The organism is Mucilaginibacter aquatilis (assembly GCF_009755275.1).
GTDB classification, from domain to species: Bacteria; Bacteroidota; Bacteroidia; order Sphingobacteriales; family Sphingobacteriaceae; genus Mucilaginibacter; species Mucilaginibacter aquatilis.
Map to the genome: position 1 here is coordinate 323,187 of NZ_WQLA01000001.1, position 18,521 is coordinate 341,707.

19 protein-coding genes are annotated in these 18,521 nt (G+C 42.3%); 11 read left to right on the forward strand and 8 right to left on the reverse strand.

Going from position 1 to position 18,521, the window contains the following annotated elements; genetic code table 11:
* Nucleotides 1–52 precede the first annotated feature (52 nt).
* On the forward strand, nucleotides 53–868 hold the full coding sequence (panB, locus tag GO816_RS01540) for a 3-methyl-2-oxobutanoate hydroxymethyltransferase (protein WP_157539592.1): 816 nt from the start codon (nucleotides 53–55) through the stop codon (nucleotides 866–868).
* A gap of 174 nt (nucleotides 869–1,042) precedes the next feature.
* A complete protein-coding gene (locus tag GO816_RS01545; protein ID WP_157539593.1) occupies nucleotides 1,043–1,798 on the forward strand; it encodes an RluA family pseudouridine synthase in 756 nt (251 codons plus the stop codon).
* A 73-nt stretch (nucleotides 1,799–1,871) separates the two neighbouring features.
* On the opposite strand, the gene yiaK is transcribed toward GO816_RS01545, so the two are convergent.
* On the reverse strand, nucleotides 1,872–2,861 hold the full coding sequence (gene yiaK, locus GO816_RS01550; RefSeq protein WP_157539594.1) for a 3-dehydro-L-gulonate 2-dehydrogenase: 990 nt from the start codon (nucleotides 2,859–2,861) through the stop codon (nucleotides 1,872–1,874).
* Nucleotides 2,862–3,012: 151 nt separating this feature from the next.
* On the opposite strand from yiaK, the gene GO816_RS01555 reads away from it, so the two are divergent.
* The 9 genes from GO816_RS01555 to GO816_RS01595 all read left to right on the forward strand — a co-directional run bounded on the left by GO816_RS01555 (nucleotide 3,013) and on the right by GO816_RS01595 (nucleotide 12,561).
* On the forward strand, nucleotides 3,013–3,579 hold the full coding sequence (locus GO816_RS01555; RefSeq protein WP_157539595.1) for a hypothetical protein: 567 nt from the start codon (nucleotides 3,013–3,015) through the stop codon (nucleotides 3,577–3,579).
* A gap of 92 nt (nucleotides 3,580–3,671) precedes the next feature.
* On the forward strand, nucleotides 3,672–4,259 hold the full coding sequence (purN, locus tag GO816_RS01560) for a phosphoribosylglycinamide formyltransferase (RefSeq protein WP_317163569.1): 588 nt from the start codon (nucleotides 3,672–3,674) through the stop codon (nucleotides 4,257–4,259).
* A gap of 194 nt (nucleotides 4,260–4,453) precedes the next feature.
* On the forward strand, nucleotides 4,454–5,986 hold the full coding sequence (gene purH, locus GO816_RS01565; protein ID WP_157539596.1) for a bifunctional phosphoribosylaminoimidazolecarboxamide formyltransferase/IMP cyclohydrolase: 1,533 nt from the start codon (nucleotides 4,454–4,456) through the stop codon (nucleotides 5,984–5,986).
* 165 nt (nucleotides 5,987–6,151) lie between these two features.
* Nucleotides 6,152–7,174: a rod shape-determining protein gene (locus tag GO816_RS01570; RefSeq protein WP_157539597.1), complete on the forward strand. Its 1,023-nt coding sequence runs from the start codon at nucleotides 6,152–6,154 to the stop codon at nucleotides 7,172–7,174.
* Nucleotides 7,175–7,266: 92 nt separating this feature from the next.
* Nucleotides 7,267–8,103 (forward strand): rod shape-determining protein MreC, encoded by an 837-nt coding sequence (gene mreC, locus GO816_RS01575; protein ID WP_157539598.1) that lies wholly within the window; start codon nucleotides 7,267–7,269, stop codon nucleotides 8,101–8,103.
* A complete protein-coding gene (mreD, locus tag GO816_RS01580) occupies nucleotides 8,096–8,611 on the forward strand; it encodes a rod shape-determining protein MreD (RefSeq protein WP_157539599.1) in 516 nt (171 codons plus the stop codon). The genes mreC and mreD overlap by 8 nt, the downstream gene beginning before the upstream one ends.
* Nucleotides 8,612–10,615 (forward strand): penicillin-binding protein 2, encoded by a 2,004-nt coding sequence (mrdA, locus tag GO816_RS01585; protein ID WP_157539600.1) that lies wholly within the window; start codon nucleotides 8,612–8,614, stop codon nucleotides 10,613–10,615.
* Nucleotides 10,608–11,867 (forward strand): rod shape-determining protein RodA, encoded by a 1,260-nt coding sequence (rodA, locus tag GO816_RS01590; protein ID WP_157539601.1) that lies wholly within the window; start codon nucleotides 10,608–10,610, stop codon nucleotides 11,865–11,867. Before mrdA ends, rodA begins: the two co-directional genes overlap by 8 nt.
* An 85-nt stretch (nucleotides 11,868–11,952) precedes the next feature.
* The gene (locus GO816_RS01595) at nucleotides 11,953–12,561 is read left to right on the forward strand and encodes a YdeI/OmpD-associated family protein (protein ID WP_157539602.1); all 609 of its coding nucleotides are present in this window, start codon (nucleotides 11,953–11,955) and stop codon (nucleotides 12,559–12,561) included.
* Between the two features lie 227 nt (nucleotides 12,562–12,788).
* Here GO816_RS01595 and GO816_RS01600 read toward each other — a convergent pair whose 3' ends face one another.
* The 7 genes from GO816_RS01600 to GO816_RS01630 form a co-directional block, all read right to left on the reverse strand.
* A complete protein-coding gene (locus tag GO816_RS01600; RefSeq protein WP_157539603.1) occupies nucleotides 12,789–12,998 on the reverse strand; it encodes a cysteine-rich CWC family protein in 210 nt (69 codons plus the stop codon).
* An 84-nt stretch (nucleotides 12,999–13,082) separates the two neighbouring features.
* Nucleotides 13,083–15,461, reverse strand: coding sequence for a ribonucleoside-diphosphate reductase subunit alpha (locus GO816_RS01605; protein ID WP_157539604.1), 2,379 nt, complete (start codon nucleotides 15,459–15,461; stop codon nucleotides 13,083–13,085).
* A gap of 149 nt (nucleotides 15,462–15,610) precedes the next feature.
* The gene (locus GO816_RS01610) at nucleotides 15,611–16,585 is read right to left on the reverse strand and encodes a ribonucleoside-diphosphate reductase small subunit (protein WP_157539605.1); all 975 of its coding nucleotides are present in this window, start codon (nucleotides 16,583–16,585) and stop codon (nucleotides 15,611–15,613) included.
* Nucleotides 16,586–16,630: 45 nt separating this feature from the next.
* Nucleotides 16,631–16,777 carry a hypothetical protein gene (locus GO816_RS01615; RefSeq protein ID WP_157539606.1) on the reverse strand — a complete coding sequence of 49 codons (147 nt, stop codon included), beginning with the start codon at nucleotides 16,775–16,777 and terminating at the stop codon, nucleotides 16,631–16,633.
* Nucleotides 16,778–17,107: 330 nt separating this feature from the next.
* The gene (locus GO816_RS01620; RefSeq protein WP_157539607.1) at nucleotides 17,108–17,479 is read right to left on the reverse strand and encodes a methionine-R-sulfoxide reductase; all 372 of its coding nucleotides are present in this window, start codon (nucleotides 17,477–17,479) and stop codon (nucleotides 17,108–17,110) included.
* 247 nt (nucleotides 17,480–17,726) lie between these two features.
* Complete coding sequence (locus GO816_RS01625; protein ID WP_157539608.1) at nucleotides 17,727–18,041, reverse strand: DUF3817 domain-containing protein; 315 nt, start codon at nucleotides 18,039–18,041, stop codon at nucleotides 17,727–17,729.
* Between the two features lie 10 nt (nucleotides 18,042–18,051).
* Nucleotides 18,052–18,513: a hypothetical protein gene (locus tag GO816_RS01630; protein WP_157539609.1), complete on the reverse strand. Its 462-nt coding sequence runs from the start codon at nucleotides 18,511–18,513 to the stop codon at nucleotides 18,052–18,054.
* Between the last annotated feature and the right edge of the window lie 8 nt (nucleotides 18,514–18,521).

Here is an 18,521-nt window from a genome sequence, read left to right on the forward strand (position 1 = left end):
TTTCTTAATTCTTGGCTCTTGGCTCTTGGCTCTTGGCTCTATCCTCAAAACTATGTCAGTAAATAAAGAAATTAAACGCGTTACTACCCACAGCATACAGGCAATGAAGGCCAACGGCGAGAAAATTGCCATGCTTACGGCATATGATTATACCATGGCCAAAATTGTCGACGATGCTGGTATGGATGTTATCCTCGTTGGCGATTCGGCTTCAAATGTAATGGCAGGGCATGAAACTACGCTACCTATTACGTTAGATCAGATGATTTACCATGCATCTTCGGTAGTGCGGGCAGCTTCGCGATCATTGGTAGTTGTTGATTTGCCTTTTGGCTCGTACCAGGGCAACTCAAAAGAGGCATTGAGCTCGGCCATACGTATTATGAAAGAATCGGGTGCGCACGCGGTAAAGCTGGAAGGTGGAATTGAGATTGCCGAGTCAATAAGCCGCATACTTACAGCGGGCATACCGGTAATGGGCCATTTAGGCTTAACACCACAATCAATATATAAATTTGGCACCTACACCGTACGTGCTAAAGAAGAAGCCGAAGCCCAAAAATTGCGCGATGATGCTATGAAGTTGCAGGAGCTTGGTTGTTTTGCCGTAGTGTTAGAAAAAATACCGGCCCAGCTTGCTAAAGAAGTTACCGATAGCCTGCAGATACCAACCATAGGCATAGGCGCAGGCCAATATTGCGATGGACAGGTATTAGTTATACATGATATGCTGGGCATGAATAAAGGCTTTCGTCCGCGTTTTTTGCGCCAGTACGCATCCTTATATGAGGTGATGAACGAGGCAGTACAGGGTTATGTAAGTGATGTGAAGGCTAAAGATTTCCCGAGCGAAAAAGAGCAATATTAATTTGACAGTCAATATTATAGAGTTAAGAAACCAAGACTCGTCTTTCCTTTATAATATTGCTTGAAATAAAAAAGTGCCCATATCTTCCTATTTGGCTTAGTAGCGTAAAGCTTAAAACTTTCTGTTTATGCAATCGTATTTTAACTAAGTACCAGCCTCAATCTAAATAAAACCATGGCCAAAATTGACACCAGTACGCCGCAACCCAACATTACCGATGCCGACGTTTTATATGAAGACAATCATATAATAGCCATTAACAAACGGGCTGGCGATATTGTGCAGGTTGATGATACCGGCGACGAGCCGCTTGACGAAAAAGTTAAGCGTTACATTGCTGCTAAATACAACAAACCTAACGGTGCATTTTTGGGCGTTGTACACCGGCTGGACCGTCCGGTAAGTGGCGTTATTTTATTTGCCAAAACCAGTAAGGCATTAGAGCGGCTTAATGAAATGTTTAAAACGCGTAATATGCGTAAAACATACTATGCTGTAGTACGCAACCGCCCAAACCCGCCATATGGCGATTTGGTGCACTGGCTGGTAAAAAATCCACAAAAAAACGTTACCAAGGCGCATGACCAGGAAGTTAAGGGCAGCCAGCGTTCGGAGTTACATTACCGTTTAGCGGGCGAGCTTAACGGTTACTACCTTATACAGGTAAATCCTATTACGGGCCGTCCGCACCAGATACGTGTACAGCTGTCAACTTTAAACTGCCCTATTGTTGGCGATAACAAATATGGATACCCTCGCGGCAGCCTCAAAAAAAGCATTTGCTTACATGCCCGCCGACTTCAATTTATCCATCCGGTAAAGAAAGAACCGGTTGACATACTTGCTCCTCTTCCTAAAGACGGCTTTTGGGAAAAGTTTACGTCATTAATACAGGATAAGGATGACCAGATTGTATTGAAAAAAGATTAATGCAACAGTATCATACCAGGCATGCAAGTTGAACAGGATGCATGCCTGGTACTATATCTGAAGTTTGACCGGACTATAAAGCCATCACTTTTTCCCATATTTCCTTATCAACAGGTATGCCATCCTTTAAATTTTGCTCGCGTGTGCGCAAGGTGCTTTCTCCGGGGTAACGTACCTTATTGCTTTCATCTTCCAGCTTACTGGTTTTAGTAAAATCAATTATCTGCTCTATCAATTGTGCGGTTTGCTCATCGCCGGATGGTTTTATGCAAATAAATACCTGCGAAACGCCATACTCAGCTTTTCCCTCGGTAACTTTTGCTGTAGAGCGGCCTTTACTCAACACGCTTGCCAGTAAATCCAGCATTAATGATAGGCCCGAGCCTTTCCACAAACCAATTGGCAACAGGCGCCATGTTTCTGTTATATCGCCGGCATTGGTGGTAAGGTTTCCCTGTTTATCATACCCGCCCACATAAGGCAACTCTTTACCTTCTGCCTTGTATTGTTGCAGCTTACCAAATGAGTACTGCGATACAGCCATATCCAGCACTACATGCCCCTCTTCCCTGGGCACGGCAATAATCAAAGGATTGTTGCCTAAACGGGGCTCAACGCCACCCCACGGCGGTAAATTTGCTATGGTGTTGGTAAAACAAATACCAATACAACCGGCGTTGGCAGCCTGCCAGCCGTAAGTTCCGCCGCGCATCCAATGGTTGGTGTTACTTATGGCCACGCAGCCAATGCCATATTGTTCGGCCAATTTTATAGCCCTATCCATACATAAACCGGCATTAAGCATACCTGGGCCATTATTACCTTTCCAACGCTCAAGTGCACCCATGCTATCCTCCGTCTGCGGCTCCGCATCGGGAATTATATAACCTTGCTTTACATAATCAACAAACACCGGAAAACGGTTAAGACCGTGCGTATAAACACCGTTCAAACTATTTTCTGCAAATATTGCGGCAATCTTCTCTGCTTTGTGAGGGGCAAAGTTGAGATTAAGAAGCACGCGTTTAAATTCGGCCTGCATGTTTTCAAATGTTACCTTCATGAAAATTATGTTTAGTTATATGATTAACGGCAAATACTATATGTTGTTCGATAGTAAAGCGCTATAAATGGCTACTTGCGGGCAATTTCAAAGCCGAACACACGTTAATGCACTGTAAATAACCTGATAGTATTTTTTGTACTTTTACGCCGTGCAATCATTTATAAAAAGACTTCCACTATTATTTATTCCCGGCATTATGTTGCTGGGTTTGCTTATAAATTCATGTAAAAAGGAAGATAGTAATAGTTATATAAATACCTTGCTTACCAACGGTGTTTGGCGTCTTGCTTCGGTTCGTACAGAATTATTTCACGCTGATACCAGTAAACGCCGCGATACCTTAAATACCAATTGCAATCTTTTGCAAACCTTTACTTTTACAAATGATGGCACTTGCAGCTACGCCAACTTTCATTGCCTGCAACAAAACGCTGCCGGAAGATGGCAGCTACGTACAGCCAACACCACCAACCAAAACAATAACAACAACACCAACAATAATAACCTTGCCGATTCAGTTTTCCTCAACGCCGACGTTGTTTGTAAAGACACAATTAAAAGAAATAAAGGGAACTCCAGGCCATTTTTAGGTGTGCGCATAACTAACCTGGGTGAAAATTCACTTGTAATTGAACATACGCGCCTCGACACTGTATACCGTACACCTGTGGTGGTGCAAAGGCGTTTAGTTACGCGTTACGGCTTCATTCATTAAGCTTGCGTATATTTGGCCCTGTAAATTGCGGGACATGCGAGTTTGAGTCTAGCATAAGGCATCCTTTTTAATAATTTTTAAACTATACTTCAGTGAAAACCAGAATAGCCATTTTTGCATCAGGATCAGGGTCAAATGCTCAAAAACTAATGGAGTACTTCAAAAATCACAATGATGGTGAAGTAGTACTGGTATTGACTAATAATCCGGATGCTTATGTACTGCAAAGGGCCGATAACTTTGAAATACCTACTCACGTTTTTACACGTGAAGAATTTTTCAAAACCGATGAAGTAATTAAACTGCTCAAAAATGTACAGGCCGACCTTATTGTACTGGCTGGTTTCCTGTGGTTAGTGCCGCAATCATTATTAAAGGCATTTCCTAATCAAATCATTAACATACACCCATCCTTACTACCCAAATACGGCGGCAAAGGAATGTACGGTGATCATGTACATAAAGCGGTTTTAGCTAATAACGAAGTGGAATCGGGCATAACCATTCATTTTGTAAACGAGCATTTTGACGAGGGAGAAACCATCCATCAGGCCAAATTTAAAATTGAACCTGACGACACTTTAGACAGCATTAAACTTAAAGGCCAGCAGTTAGAGCACCAGCACTTTCCGAAGGTTATTGAAAGCTTGTTGAAAAAGGTTAAAACCAGTACAATGTAACGCTGATTGCTCCTTACGCAACAACTTAAGGTTCGGAGCCTGTGACTTTCTGTTAAGACGATTGAAACGTTCACTTAATGAGTGTAGTAATTTACTGCTGATGTTCCCGGTAGAATTACTCTAAAACAACTCATTATTCACTATTTACAAATCAACTAAATCACTACCTTTGCGGCTCCAAAAAACATTGTTGCATGAGCCAGTCTGTTCAAATCAAAAACGCGTTAATTTCGGTTTATTACAAGGATCACTTAGAGCCTGTTATTCATGAATTAAAACGCCTGGGGGTAAACATTTATTCAACCGGAGGTACTGAAACCTTTATTCGCAGCCTTGGCGCTGATGTAATTGCCGTTGAAGATTTAACTTCTTACCCTTCTATTTTGGGCGGACGTGTAAAAACCTTGCACCCCAAAGTATTTGGTGGCATTTTGGCTCGCCGTAACTTTGAAAGCGATGAGCAGCAACTGACAGAATACCAGATTCCTGAAATAGACCTGGTTATTGTTGACCTTTATCCGTTTGAGGAAACGGTATCATCAGGTGCAGGGCACGACGACGTGATCGAGAAGATTGACATTGGTGGTATATCACTTATCCGCGCCGCAGCTAAGAACTTTAAAGACGTAGTTATTGTAGCGTCTAAAGATGATTACCAGGAGCTTGAAGGCTTGCTTAAAACACAGGAAGGTACTACTACCTATGATCAGCGCCGCCGTTTTGCTTTAAAGGCATTCAATATTTCATCAAATTACGACAGCCATATTTTTAATTACTTTAACGCCCAGGAAGAAGAGCCTGTAGCCGTATTTAAACAAAGCATTCAAACCAGTCAGGTTTTACGTTACGGCGAAAACCCGCATCAGCAAGGTACATTTTACGGTAACCTTGATGCCATGTTTACCAAGCTGCACGGCAAAGAGTTATCATACAACAACCTTGTTGACGTTGATGCGGCCGTTGCATTAATTGATGAATTTAACGACCCTACCGTAGCAATACTTAAACATACTAACGCTTGCGGTATTGCAACACGCACACACATTAAAGAAGCATGGATTGATGCACTGGCCTGTGACCCTGTTTCGGCCTTTGGTGGTGTAATAATTGCCAACGATGAAGTTAACGCTGAAACAGCTACCGAAATAAGCAAAATCTTCTTTGAGGTTTTAATTGCTCCTGCTTACACTAACGAAGCCATTGAAATACTAAAAGCTAAAAAGAACCGTATTATACTCATTCGTCAGCGCGTTGAATTGCCAACCAAGCAATTTAAAACCCTGTTGAACGGTGTAATTGAGCAAGATAAAGATTTGGTAATTGAAGGGCCTGAGCAAATGACAGCTGTAACTGCCAAACAACCTACCGAACAGGAATTGAAAGATCTTTACTTTGCCAATAAAGTGGTTAAGCACACCAAATCAAACACTATTGTGCTGGCTAAAAACAACCAGCTGGTAGCAAGCGGCGTAGGTCAAACATCACGTGTTGATGCTTTGCGCCAGGCTATTGAAAAAGCAGCCAGTTTTGGTTTTGATGTAAAAGGTTCGGCTATGGCATCTGATGCGTTCTTCCCTTTCCCTGATTGTGTGGAAATTGCAGCCGAGGCAGGTATTACTGCAGTATTGCAACCGGGCGGCTCAATTAAGGATCAAGACTCGATTGATAAGGCTAACGAAAAAGACATTGCTATGGTAACAACTGGTGTGAGACACTTTAAGCACTAATTGCCGTACCATACTCATCCGCGTAAGGGAGGCTGTTAAACCTGTTGCAAATGAAAGTTTCTACCATACCAGCGGAGATTTTAAGAGGGCGATGAAATAAGACGGTTATTAACAACTTACAACATATTTTTATAATCTTTGCAGATTATTTGACATACAAATTCAATGGGTTTATTCAATTTTTTCACACAGGAAGTTGCTATTGATTTAGGAACTGCAAATACCCTCATTATACATAACGATAAAGTGGTGGTTGATGAGCCATCCATTGTTGCATTTGATCGCAAAACCAACAAGGTTATTGCCATTGGCCGTCAGGCTATGCAAATGGAGGGTAAAACCCACGAAAATATACGTACCGTGCGCCCGCTTAAGGATGGTGTAATTGCCGATTTTGATGCAGCAGAGCACATGATACGCGGCATGATTAAAATGATAAACAAAGGCAAAGGCTGGTTCTTCCCGTCATTGCGTATGGTTATCTGTATACCATCGGGCATTACCGAGGTTGAAAAACGTGCGGTACACCAAAGCGCCGAAATTGCCGGTGCTAAAGAGGTTTACCTTATTCATGAGCCAATGGCCGCTGCGGTAGGTATTGGCATTGACGTTGAGGAACCAATGGGTAACATGATTATTGATATTGGTGGTGGCACTACTGAAATTGCGGTAATTGCTCTTTCGGGTATCGTTTGCGACCAGTCTATCCGTGTAGCGGGTGATAATTTTGACTCCGATATTGTTCAGTACATCCGCCGTCAGCACAACATTATGATTGGTGACCGTACTGCTGAGAAAATCAAAATTGAAGTAGGATCGGCATTACCTGAACTAGCAGATCCACCGGCAGATTTTGCCGTACAGGGACGCGATTTGATGACAGGGGTGCCTAAACAAATCACCGTATCATACACCGAGATTGCGCATTGCCTTGATAAATCCATCTCTAAAATCGAAGAAGCTATTTTAAAAGCATTGGAGATCACTCCTCCTGAGCTTTCGGCTGATATTTATCAAACCGGTATTTACTTAACCGGTGGTGGTGCATTGTTACGTGGTTTAGATAAACGCGTAGCCGCAAAAACCAAGCTACCGGTACACGTTGCCGAAGATCCGCTTCGCGCCGTAGTTCGCGGAACCGGCACCGCCCTTAAAAATATTGGTAATTATAAGTTTTTAATGCAATAATCTAAGTGAGTGGTGAGTAGTTAAGTAGTTGATTGGTTAACCCCATCAGTTAGTGACTACTCACCATTCAACTACTCACAACTCTCTATCCGATGCGTAACCTCTTGATATTCATAAGCAAGTATAACGCATTCTTCTTGTTTCTAATATTTGAGATTGGGGCGTTGGTTATTTACGTTAAGTATAACTCTTTTCAGCGGGCTACTTATATCAACACCGCCAACGATGTTACAGGAACCATGTACGCCCGTGCTAACGAGCTTAACAGCTATCTGTCGCTCAAAAATGTAAACGATAGCCTTGCACGTGAAAACGCACGGCTTAGAGGCACTCTTAAATCGGCTTACTATGCCGATACGCTGGCCAAAACCACTGTAACCGACAGCGTTTACAAACAGCAGTACACCTATACCGAAGCCAGGGTAATCAACAACTCTATTAACAAGCGCAATAATTACATTACCATTCAAAAAGGCAGTAAAGACGGTATAGCCAAAGGTATGGGTGTAATAAGCAGTTCGGGTGTGGTTGGCAAAATTGTATACACATCAGAGCACTTGTCGCTGGTGCAATCTCTGCTTCATAAGGATACCAAGATAAGCGCCATGCTGGCCGATACTAAAGACATAGGAAGCTTTAAATGGGTGGATGATATGAACCCTAAAAAAGCCTTATTTGTAGATGTACCTAATCACGTTAAACCACGCATTGGCCAATGGGTAGTAACGTCTACTTATTCTGAACTATACCCGGCAGGTATTCCGTTGGGGCGGGTGAGTAATTTGCATGCCAAAGGCGGCGGTTTCTTTTTAAACATGGAAGTTAATCTTGCTGTAGATTTTGGCAAGCTGCAGTATGTATACGTAGTTAATAACAAATTGGCGGCCGAACGCCAGGCACTGGAGGCACAAGGAAAACAAGATGAGTAGGGTTTTAATATATAATCTTGTACGGTTTGTGGTGCTGGTACTGGTGCAGGTTTTCCTGTTAAAAAACGTTGCGCTTTACAATCTATCCGTTCCGTACCTGTACATATTATTTATTATGTTGCTACCGTTTGAAACGCCAAACGTGCTGCTCTTCTTCCTGTCGTTTATACTTGGCCTTACCATTGATGCATTTTATGATACGCCCGGCTTGCATGCTGCCGCGTGTGTACTAATGGCCTTTGTAAGAGTCTTGTTTATAAGTATAACGGTACAAAAAGAGGGTTTTGACAACGAACCTGAACCAACTTTAGGCAACATGGGCTTCAGGTGGTTTTTCACCTACTCATCATTACTTATACTTTTTCATCATTTCTTCCTGTTCAACCTCGAAGTTTTCAGTTTATCTGAAATACAATATACTTTACTTCGTTTCTTATCAAGTACAGTATTTACCTTATTTTTGGTATTGATATCAAGCTTCTTATTTTACAGAAGGAAAGAACGATAAATGAACAGCTTTTTTGAGCGCCGCTACGTAATTACCGCCATTTTTATAACCCTTGCACTGGTATTGCTGGGGCGTCTTTACTATATCCAAATTATGGACGACAGGTACCTCCTATCGGCCAAAGAGAACGTTTTACGCCGCACCATAAGCTACCCTGCCCGTGGTGCCATATTTGACCGTAACGGTAAGATACTGGTACAAAACGTGCCCGTTTATGATATTATGGTTACGCCCCGCGAGGTAAAACCTTTCGATACGCTTGAGTTTTGCAAATTGCTTAGCATTGATAAGGAGGGTTTTGATAAGCGGTTTCAAAAAGCTAAAAAGTTTTCACCATTCCGTCAGTCAATATTTGAAAAACAAATACCTGTTCAACTTTACGCAAGCTTGCAGGAACGGATGTCCGATTTTCCGGGCTTTGAGGCTGTGCCGCGTACTGTGCGTACTTATCCTGATTCAACCGCTGCACACTTTTTAGGATATATTGGAGAGGTGAATGACAAGATGATTGAAAAATCGGGCAACTACTACCGCCGGGGTGATTACGTGGGTATATCTGGTGTTGAACGAGCTTTTGAAGATGTATTACGCGGACAACGTGGGGTTACCTACAATATGGTTGATTCACGCAACGTTTCTAAAGGTTCATTTTCTAACGGCGAATTTGACACTGTTGCGGTAACGGGCGAAAGGCTGGTATCATCACTTGACCTTCGCATTCAAAAACTGGGCGAAAAGTTAATGACCAACAAAGTTGGAAGTATTGTTGCCATCGAGCCGTCAACAGGTGAAATACTTGCTTTTGTAAGCAGCCCTACTTATGACCCTAATCTTATGACCGGCCGTGAGCGGGGAAATAATTTATCAAAAATGTATAAAGACCCGTATAACCCTATGTTTATACGGCCTATTCAGGCGCGTTATCCGCCGGGTTCGTCATTCAAACCACTTGATGCACTCATTGCCTTGCAAGAAGGCATTATAACGCCGCAAACTACCTTCTTTTGCCCTCATTATTATCAGGCGGGCAATCACCAGGTAAAGTGCGAGCACTTTGATGGGGTTACTGATTTACGTAAGGCTATATCACAATCGTGCAACACCTATTTTTGTTACGTTTTTGATAAGCTAATGAATGCACGGGGTGTAAAAAACATCAGGCCAGCATTAACAACGTGGAAAGAGCAGGTTAACAAATTTGGCTTTGGTGTTAAAATGGATATTGAGTTGCCCTTTGAATCAAGGGGTAACGTACCTACACCGCTGCGTTACGACAATGTATTTGGTAAGAACCGCTGGCGCTCAAGCTCTATTATATCGTTAGCCATTGGCCAGGGAGAGTTGCTTGCTACACCACTGCAAATGGCTAATATTGAAGCGGTAATGGCTAACCGGGGTTTTTACTACAAACCACATCTTATTAAAGCCATTGGTGATAAAAACATAATCAAAGAAGAATATACCAAACGCAATTACGTGGGTATAGACGAAAAGTATTTTGAGCCCGTAATCGACGGAATGCAGGACGTGGTTGATCGCGGTACCGCTGCTGCTGCGCGTATACCGGGCATTGTAATGTGCGGCAAAACAGGTACCGTTCAAAACCCGCATGGCAAAAACCACTCCGTTTTTGTAGCCTTTGCCCCGCGCGATACGCCTAAAATTGCCATTGCTGTAATTGTTGAAAATGCCGGTTATGGGTCATCATGGGCTGCGCCGATAGGAAGTTACATGATTGAAAAGTATCTGCGTGATACCATTACCAAACCCAAGGCACAGGTACAATACATTGTTAATGCTAACTTGCTGCCGCCGCCGCCGGGTTGGAAGCCTCCAGTTAGAAAGCTAACCAAAAAAGACAGTGTAAAAATTGACAGTGCACGTAAAAGTAAGGCTGACACCATCCGTAAGCAACAGGAACTGAAGTCGGCCGGTGAACGCAAAAAGAAAGATACCTTGAACAAAATACTGGCCTATCAGCCTAAGCGAAAAGAAGATGAATAACCAGCGCAGCTTTTTCTTTAATGTAGACTGGCTTACAATATTAATTTATTTGTGTTTGTGTACCATTGGCTGGTTTAATATTCATGCTGCAGTGTTTGATGAAACGCACCCTCAAATTATTGACCTGGATACAGAATACGGCAAGCAGTTCATATTCATCATATCGGCTGTTGTGCTGGGCGCTGTTATTCTGCTTTTAGATTCACGCTTTTTTAATGGCCTTGCGCCGGTATTTTACGTGGTAACCGTGCTCTTGCTTATTGCAGTTTTAGTGGTTGGCCGAAATGTAGGTGGTAACCAAGCCTGGATTCCTTTAGGATCTTTCAGGCTGCAGCCGTCCGAATTTGCTAAGTTCAGCACCTGTTTGCTGCTTGCACGTTATTTAAGCGGCGTAAACATACGTATTACGGAGCCTAAGTCTTTTTTTACGGCAGCGGCGATCATTGCCTTGCCCATGTTTTTGATTATGATGCAACCCGATACCGGCTCAACCCTGGTATTCTGCTCTTTCATTTTCATTTTGTATCGCGAGGGCTTATCTCCTATCTTCCTCATAGCTGCCGGGCTTGCCATTACCCTTTTTATACTAGCCTTGCTGGTTAACGAGTGGTACATTATTGGCGCGCTTGCGGCTGTGGCTGGTGCCATACTCTTTTTCATCAGGCGTACGCCACAAACAGTTATCACCATTGTAGCTGTTTTAGCAATTTGCATAGCCTTTATATTCGTGATTAAGCCCTTATATGCACACTTTCCATCGCACCAAAAGGCGCGTATTGATGAGTTATTGGGCATAACGTCAGATAAACGTGGAATAGGCTATAACGTTAATCAATCTAAAATTGCTATAGGATCGGGCAAATTATGGGGTAAAGGTTACCTGGAAGGTACACAAACCAAATACTCCTTTGTTCCTGCGCAAAGCACCGACTTTATTTTTTGCACCATTGGCGAAGAGTGGGGTTTTGCAGGATCGGTAGTGGTTATAGGGCTATATATGTTTTTGCTGATGCGCATTATTATGATGGCCGAACGACAGCGATCTCCTTTTTCGCGCGTTTATGGTTATGGCGTGGCCTCTATCATCTTCTTCCATGTTATTATTAATATTGGCATGACAGTGGGCCTTGTACCCGTAATAGGAATTCCCTTGCCTTTTATAAGCTACGGGGGTTCATCACTATGGAGCTTTACAATCCTGCTATTTATCCTTATTAAGCTCGACTCAAACAGGTTAGGGCATATTTTATAATTAAGTTACTGATGATTTAGCCGCGCTTGCCGGTTCTTGATAATTTGCGTAAGGCTGCTTAACTTGTAAACGCCAATTAATAATTATGTCACAAACTGATATCCGTATAGACGATTACATTACTAAATCGGCTGAATTTGCCCAGCCCGTGCTTATCCATTTACGAACATTGGTACACGAGGCTTGTCCGCAAATACAGGAAACTATTAAGTGGAGCATGCCATTTTTTGAGTATAAAGGAACGGTTTGTAACATGGCTGCTTTTAAACAACACTGTACATTTGGCTTTTGGAAAGGTAAGCTATTACCAGACCCTCATGGTATTTTGAACATGAAAGACGAAAACGCCATGGGTCAGTTAGGCCGTATAACCAGCCTTGCTGATTTACCGCCAGATGAAGTGCTCATACAATATATTAAAGAAGCGATAGCGCTCAACGACAATGGCGTTAAAGTTGAGAAAGCCAAACCTGCCACTAAAGCCGATTTAGTAATTCCTGATTATTTTATTGACTTTCTTAATCAACATCCAAAGGCCGCCGCACAATTTAATCAATACGGCTATTCGCATCAAAAGGAATACGTACAATGGATTACCGAGGCTAAAACTGAGGCCACTCGTTTAAAACGCATGCAAACTTCCGTAGAGTGGCTAAGTGAGGGTAAGTCGAGAAATTGGAAGTATCAAAAGTAGTGAATGGTTGATTGTGTGAATTGTCGAATAGTGAAAATATTTAAGGCTGTTGTACTTGTTTCGGCAGCACACATCTTAAGTATCGCAGCTTCATTCTACCTTGTCATTTCGACCCAACGAAAACTTTCTTGAAGCGAACAACTGATATATTTGAAAGGATTTCTCTCTATCATTCAAAATGACACTTTTGCTTTAAAAGACCTGCCGCCTGTGGACTCAGGTGAGGCTTATTGTTCCTGATACTCCTGTTGCAACTCCAGCAAGCAATTAGCACATAGGCACCCATCATATAATTCGCTTACATACTGTACCTCGTTTATGGTAAGCTGTACTTTGCTGCACTGGCATTTGGTGTACGAGTTGGCCTTGCACTCAAAGGTGGTGCGACAGCGTTCGCATTGTATTACCTCGTGTTTATGAAATACCTGTTTATGCATATAACGTTACAAATATAAAAAAGCCCCGAAGCTAATAGCTTCAGGGCCGGGTCACAATTATAGATATACTTAAAACTTGCTAAATTATGCTGAACAGGTTACACAACCTTCTTCCATTGAGCATGACGGACCCGCCGGCACATCGTTCTCTACGGTAGCTACTTGTGAAGGGATAACCGGGTCCATGTTTTTACCGCCCTGGTTCTCTACGGTAAATTTAACTGCTTGTGAAGCTGCTTGTGTACGCAGGTAGTACATACCTGTTTTCAAACCTTTTTTCCATGCGTAGAAGTGCATTGATGTTAGTTTTGAAGCATTAGGCGCGTTAATGAACAGGTTAAGTGACTGCGATTGGCAAATGTAAGCACCACGATCGGCTGCCATATCGATGATGTTACGCATTTTAATTTCCCATACGGTTTTGTACAGGTCTTTAATGTTTTGCGGAATCTCGGCAATATCCTGAATTGAACCGTTAGCACTGATGATTTGATCTTTCATGCGGCTATTCCACAAACCTAAATCAACCAAATCACGCAACAGGTGCTTGTTCACGATAACGAACTCACCGCTTAAAACACGACGGGTGTAGATGTTTGAAGTGTAAGGCTCAAAACACTCGTTGTTACCCAAAATTTGAGAAGTAGATGCTGTTGGCATAGGAGCAACTAACAAAGAGTTGCGAACGCCGTTTTTAACTACTTCTTTACGCAAGCCTTCCCAATCCCAACGGGTACTGGCAGGTTGTACATTCCACAAATCGAACTGGAATTTACCTTGAGATAATGGCGAACCCTGGAAGGTTTCGTAAGCACCGTCTTTTATAGCCAAGTCTTTTGATGCTGTCATTGAGGCAAAGTAGATAGTTTCAAATATCTCTTTGTTCAATTGTTTAGCTTCTTCACTTTCAAACGGCATGCGCAGGCAAATGAACGTATCAGCCAAACCTTGTACACCTAAACCAATTGGGCGGTGACGCAGGTTTGAATACTCGGCTTCTTTAACCGGGTAATAGTTATGATCAATGATCTTGTTCAGGTTTAACGTAGCCTGATAGGTTACCTCGTAAAGTTTCTCATGGTCAAACTCGCCATTGATAACAAAACGTGGTAATGCTAACGATGCAAGGTTACAAACGGCAACCTCATCGGCCGATGTGTACTCCATAATTTCGGTACACAGGTTTGAACTTTTGATGGTACCTAAGTTTTGCTGGTTTGATTTGCCGTTAGCAGCATCTTTGTACAACAAGTAAGGAGTACCGGTTTCTACCTGGGCATCCAGTATAGCAAACCAAAGCTCTTGTGCTTTTACCTTTTTACGGGCACGTCCTTCTTTTTCGTATTTGGTGTAAAGTTCTTCAAACTCCTTACCGTGGCACTCGGCTAAGCCTGGTGCTTCATGCGGACAGAACAGGCTCCACTCCTCGTTAGCCTCAACGCGTTGCATGAACAAGTCACATACCCAAAGGGCGTAGAACAAGTCACGTGCGCGCATTTCTTCTTTACCGTGGTTTTTACGCAGGTCAAGGAACTCAAAAATATCGGCATGCCATGGCTCCAGGTAAATAGCAAAGGCACCTTTGCGTTTACCACCACCCTGATCTACGTAACGGGCAGTATCGTTAAACACACGCAACATAGGGATAATACCGTTGCTGGTACCGTTAGTACCGCTGATGTATGAACCTGTTGCACGTACATTATGGATGCTTAAACCAATACCACCGGCACTTTGCGAAATTTGGGCAGTTTGTTTCAGTGTATCATAAATACCTTCTATGCTGTCATCCTTCATGGTTAACAAAAAGCATGACGACATTTGAGGCTTTGGAGTACCTGCATTGAATAATGTAGGTGTAGCGTGGGTAAACCAACGCTCGCTCATCAGGTTGTATGTTTTGATGGCGCTTTCAACATCTTCTTTGTGGATACCTACTGAAACGCGCATAAATAAGTGCTGAGGGCGCTCAGCAATACGGCCGTCCAATTTTAGCAGGTATGATTTTTCAAGGGTTTTAAAACCAAAGTAATCAAATCCGAAATCGCGGTCGTAAATAATGCTGCTATCTAAAATATCGGCGTTTGCTTCAATTACAGCCCACACATCATCGGCAATCAGAGACGCATTTCTGCCGGTTTTGGGGTCTTTGTAATTGTACAGCTTACGCATGGTTTCACTGAACGATTTGATAGTATTTTTATGCAGGTTAGATACCGCAATACGCGATGCCAACTGAGCATAATCGGGGTGTTTGGTAGTTAATGATGCCGCTGTTTCAGCTGCAAGGTTATCCAGCTCAGATGTGGTTACACCGTCGTATAAACCTTCAATAACTTTTTTTGCTACGTCTACCGCATCAACCAAATGAGGGTTAAGGCCATAGCACAATTTCTCTATACGCGCGGTAATTTTGTCAAACTTTACCGACTCAGTTCTGCCGTCTCTTTTTATTACAAACATCTTGGTAAGCTGTTAAGTGTTTAATGTTTTATTGTAGGTATATTTTTTTTTTAGTAGTAAGTATAAAGTAATAAGTACTTAGTATTTACTTTGTCGCCAAGCTAAAGTCTTGCTACTTTTTACTGAGTACTTACTACTTTTTACTAATCTTAAAAATCCTCATCGAGTGAAAATGCCTGGCTTGATGGCTGGGCATTTAATACACCGCTTTTTTGGTAATCGCCAACGCGTTTTTCGAAGAAATTGGTTTTGCCTTGCAATGATATCATTTCCATAAAATCAAATGGGTTGGTGGCATTGTAATGCTTATCGTAACCCAATTCAACCAGCCAGCGGTCGGCTACAAACTCGATATATTGGCTCATTAAATCGGCATTCATACCAATCAGTTTAACCGGAAGGGCATCAGTAATGAACTCTTTTTCAATTTCTACAGCATCGGTAATAATTGAGGTAGCTTCTTCTTTAGTCAGCTTGTTTTGCAACATACTGTATAGCAGACAGGCGAACTCACAGTGCATACCCTCATCACGTGATATTAGCTCGTTGCTGAAAGTTAAACCGGGCATTAAACCACGCTTTTTAAGCCAAAATATTGAACAAAAACTTCCTGAAAAGAATATACCTTCAACTGCTGCAAATGCTACAAGGCGTTGCGCAAAGGTTCCGTTTTCAATCCATTTAAGGGCCCACTCAGCCTTTTTACCTACGCAAGGCACAGTATCAATGGCGTGGAACAAGCGATCTTTTTCAACAGGATCTTTCACATAAGTATCAATAAGCAACGCATAAGTTTCTGAGTGAATGTTTTCCATCATAATTTGGAAACCGTAAAAACAGCGCGCCTCAGGTACCTGTACCTCGCTCATAAAGTTTACAGCAAGGTTCTCGTTCACAATACCATCGCTGGCGGCAAAAAAGGCAAGCACGTGTGATATGAAATGCTTTTCACCAGAATTAAGGTTTTCCCAATGCTTAATATCGTCAGACAGGTCAATCTCTTCGGCAGTCCAAAAGCTGGCTTCATGCTTTTTATACATTTCCCATATCGCCGGGTAGTTGATTGGCAGGATAACAAACCTGTCCTTATTTTCTCTTAATAAAACTTCGTTTTCCTGGCTCATATATCGTATCTTATTTATCTTTTTGTAACCCCAAACCTTAGCGGCCTAACCAACCACCAACCTACTGATTGGGTGTTGTTTATGCTTATATTTTACGTTGGTTATGGCTTGATCAACCGCACCTTTCATGGCCAGCCTTAGGGGATGTTTGGCTACCTTACCACCTCGCGGCGGTGCACTAAAAATTTGCATAACAAATGTACAGTTCAACCCTTAAAGTAGTTCACAGGAGTTATAAACAACGGCCAAAAGTTATCCACAAAAGCTATTAGTAAATATATAAGTTAAAAATAGCTTATAATTTATTTATCTGTAAGTCAATAGTTTACAATGACACACAATTGTCATGAGCAAAATAAACAGCTAACATTTTTAGCAAATGTACTGTTTAATTTTTGCATGGCAAATGCTAAAGTGCTGTAAACAAAAAGCATAAAAAAAGCCTGCTTAAGCAGGCTCGCATTGTTAATAAAATAAAAATTAATCGTAAACTGAATTTTATGCGGATAGCAAAAAGTTGAACTACTTTACTTGTTCAAGCGGTACAAATTTCATTGATACCGAATTTACACAATGGCGGGTATTTTTTGAGGTAAACCGCTCCCCGGTAAAAACATGCCCCAGATGTGCTCCACAATTGTTACACAGTATTTCAACCCTCCTACCATCTGCATCAGTTTCGCGGCGCACGGCACCTTGTATCTCATCATCAAAGCTGGGCCAGCCGCAAAACGACTCAAACTTATCTTCGCTGCGGTAAAGCGGTGCATCGCACCTGCGACATACATACAGGCCCTGCGCCTTGTTGTTCAGCAACTCCCCCGTAAACGGACGTTCGGTGCCTTTGTACAATATAATGCGTTCTTCTTCAGGTGTTAATTCGTTGTATTTCATATAGTGTAGTGAGTAAACTTCAAGTGCTTATAGCTGCACCGTAGCTTACATAAATATACTCATTTTGTGCCATATTGGTTCTATAGCAACAGTTGTTTACCTACTGGTGACCAAATTTGCAACAGTTCATTATCACTATGGGTTCCAATCTTGCTTTCAGAAAATCGCAGGAAGCCTCTTTGCCTTCACGTGTTCAATTGAGTCAATTAAATGCCTTGAAGGCATTTGAATGCCCGCACCACCATATTCAGTGCTTTACCACAATTTTGTCCAATATCTGCTTGTCAATATAAAAAGTACCAAACGGAATTATGCAGGCCAGCAGTACTTTCCAGGTGGTGTTTTTAAATTGCCAGCCTTGCTCTACCCCAACGCTCAGGGTGTTGAATATAAACAGAAGAAACAGGGCACCATGCGCCGGACCGATAGCTTTAACCATGGCCGGGTTATGTGCATAGTATTTTAAAGGCACGGCAATAAAAACCAGCACTAGTAACGAGAGGCCCTCTAAAAAGCCGATGATGCGCAAGCGGCCTACATTAGTTTTAAGTAGAGATAACATATACAAAATTTTAAAGTGGACGAATGTAAGGACGCTGTGCCAGCGGCGAGAAAGGCCATGGAATGGCAACAAATATGACAAGCAAGGCCACACCAAACCAGATGTACATAGTTTTTGACTTTTCGGAGTCGCTAGATTTGCGCTTAGCCATGGCCGAACCAAGGGTAACCAGCACAACGGCCAGCAGCATGAGCGTAATGTGTATAACACCAAAAAAAACTGGGTCGGTAATATGGCCATTGCCGCTTAGCCCTGCAAAAAGAGCTTTAACCGTTTGGCTTTGCGAGTACAGTATAATACCAATCATCAACTGAATATGTGCTACAGTGGCCGTCCAGTGCCGTAGTTTGTTCAAAGTTTTAGTAAACGGCTTGTTGTTGGTGTAGGCTACGTAAGCTTTATAAAAAGACCAGCCCAGGCTTCCTAAAACCAGCCAGCGCATTACAGAGTGCGTAAAAAGTAGTACTTGCATAAATGTTG

Excerpts from the sequence above, each read along its gene's own strand:
- purH (WP_157539596.1), top strand. The coding sequence starts at position 4,454 with ATGAGCCAGTCTGTTCAAATCAAAAACGCGTTAATTTCGGTTTATTAC.
- GO816_RS01570 (WP_157539597.1), top strand. The coding sequence starts at position 6,152 with ATGGGTTTATTCAATTTTTTCACACAGGAAGTTGCTATTGATTTAGGA.
- panB (WP_157539592.1), top strand. The coding sequence starts at position 53 with ATGTCAGTAAATAAAGAAATTAAACGCGTTACTACCCACAGCATACAG.
- mreC (WP_157539598.1), top strand. The coding sequence starts at position 7,267 with ATGCGTAACCTCTTGATATTCATAAGCAAGTATAACGCATTCTTCTTG.
- GO816_RS01595 (WP_157539602.1), top strand. The coding sequence starts at position 11,953 with ATGTCACAAACTGATATCCGTATAGACGATTACATTACTAAATCGGCT.
- GO816_RS01605 (WP_157539604.1), bottom strand. The coding sequence starts at position 15,461 with ATGTTTGTAATAAAAAGAGACGGCAGAACTGAGTCGGTAAAGTTTGAC.
- mrdA (WP_157539600.1), top strand. The coding sequence starts at position 8,612 with ATGAACAGCTTTTTTGAGCGCCGCTACGTAATTACCGCCATTTTTATA.
- GO816_RS01610 (WP_157539605.1), bottom strand. The coding sequence starts at position 16,585 with ATGAGCCAGGAAAACGAAGTTTTATTAAGAGAAAATAAGGACAGGTTT.
- GO816_RS01620 (WP_157539607.1), bottom strand. The coding sequence starts at position 17,479 with ATGAAATACAACGAATTAACACCTGAAGAAGAACGCATTATATTGTAC.
- yiaK (WP_157539594.1), bottom strand. The coding sequence starts at position 2,861 with ATGAAGGTAACATTTGAAAACATGCAGGCCGAATTTAAACGCGTGCTT.
- GO816_RS01545 (WP_157539593.1), top strand. The coding sequence starts at position 1,043 with ATGGCCAAAATTGACACCAGTACGCCGCAACCCAACATTACCGATGCC.
- mreD (WP_157539599.1), top strand. The coding sequence starts at position 8,096 with ATGAGTAGGGTTTTAATATATAATCTTGTACGGTTTGTGGTGCTGGTA.
- GO816_RS01600 (WP_157539603.1), bottom strand. The coding sequence starts at position 12,998 with ATGCATAAACAGGTATTTCATAAACACGAGGTAATACAATGCGAACGC.
- GO816_RS01615 (WP_157539606.1), bottom strand. The coding sequence starts at position 16,777 with ATGCAAATTTTTAGTGCACCGCCGCGAGGTGGTAAGGTAGCCAAACAT.
- GO816_RS01625 (WP_157539608.1), bottom strand. The coding sequence starts at position 18,041 with ATGTTATCTCTACTTAAAACTAATGTAGGCCGCTTGCGCATCATCGGC.
- rodA (WP_157539601.1), top strand. The coding sequence starts at position 10,608 with ATGAATAACCAGCGCAGCTTTTTCTTTAATGTAGACTGGCTTACAATA.
- GO816_RS01630 (WP_157539609.1), bottom strand. The coding sequence starts at position 18,513 with ATGCAAGTACTACTTTTTACGCACTCTGTAATGCGCTGGCTGGTTTTA.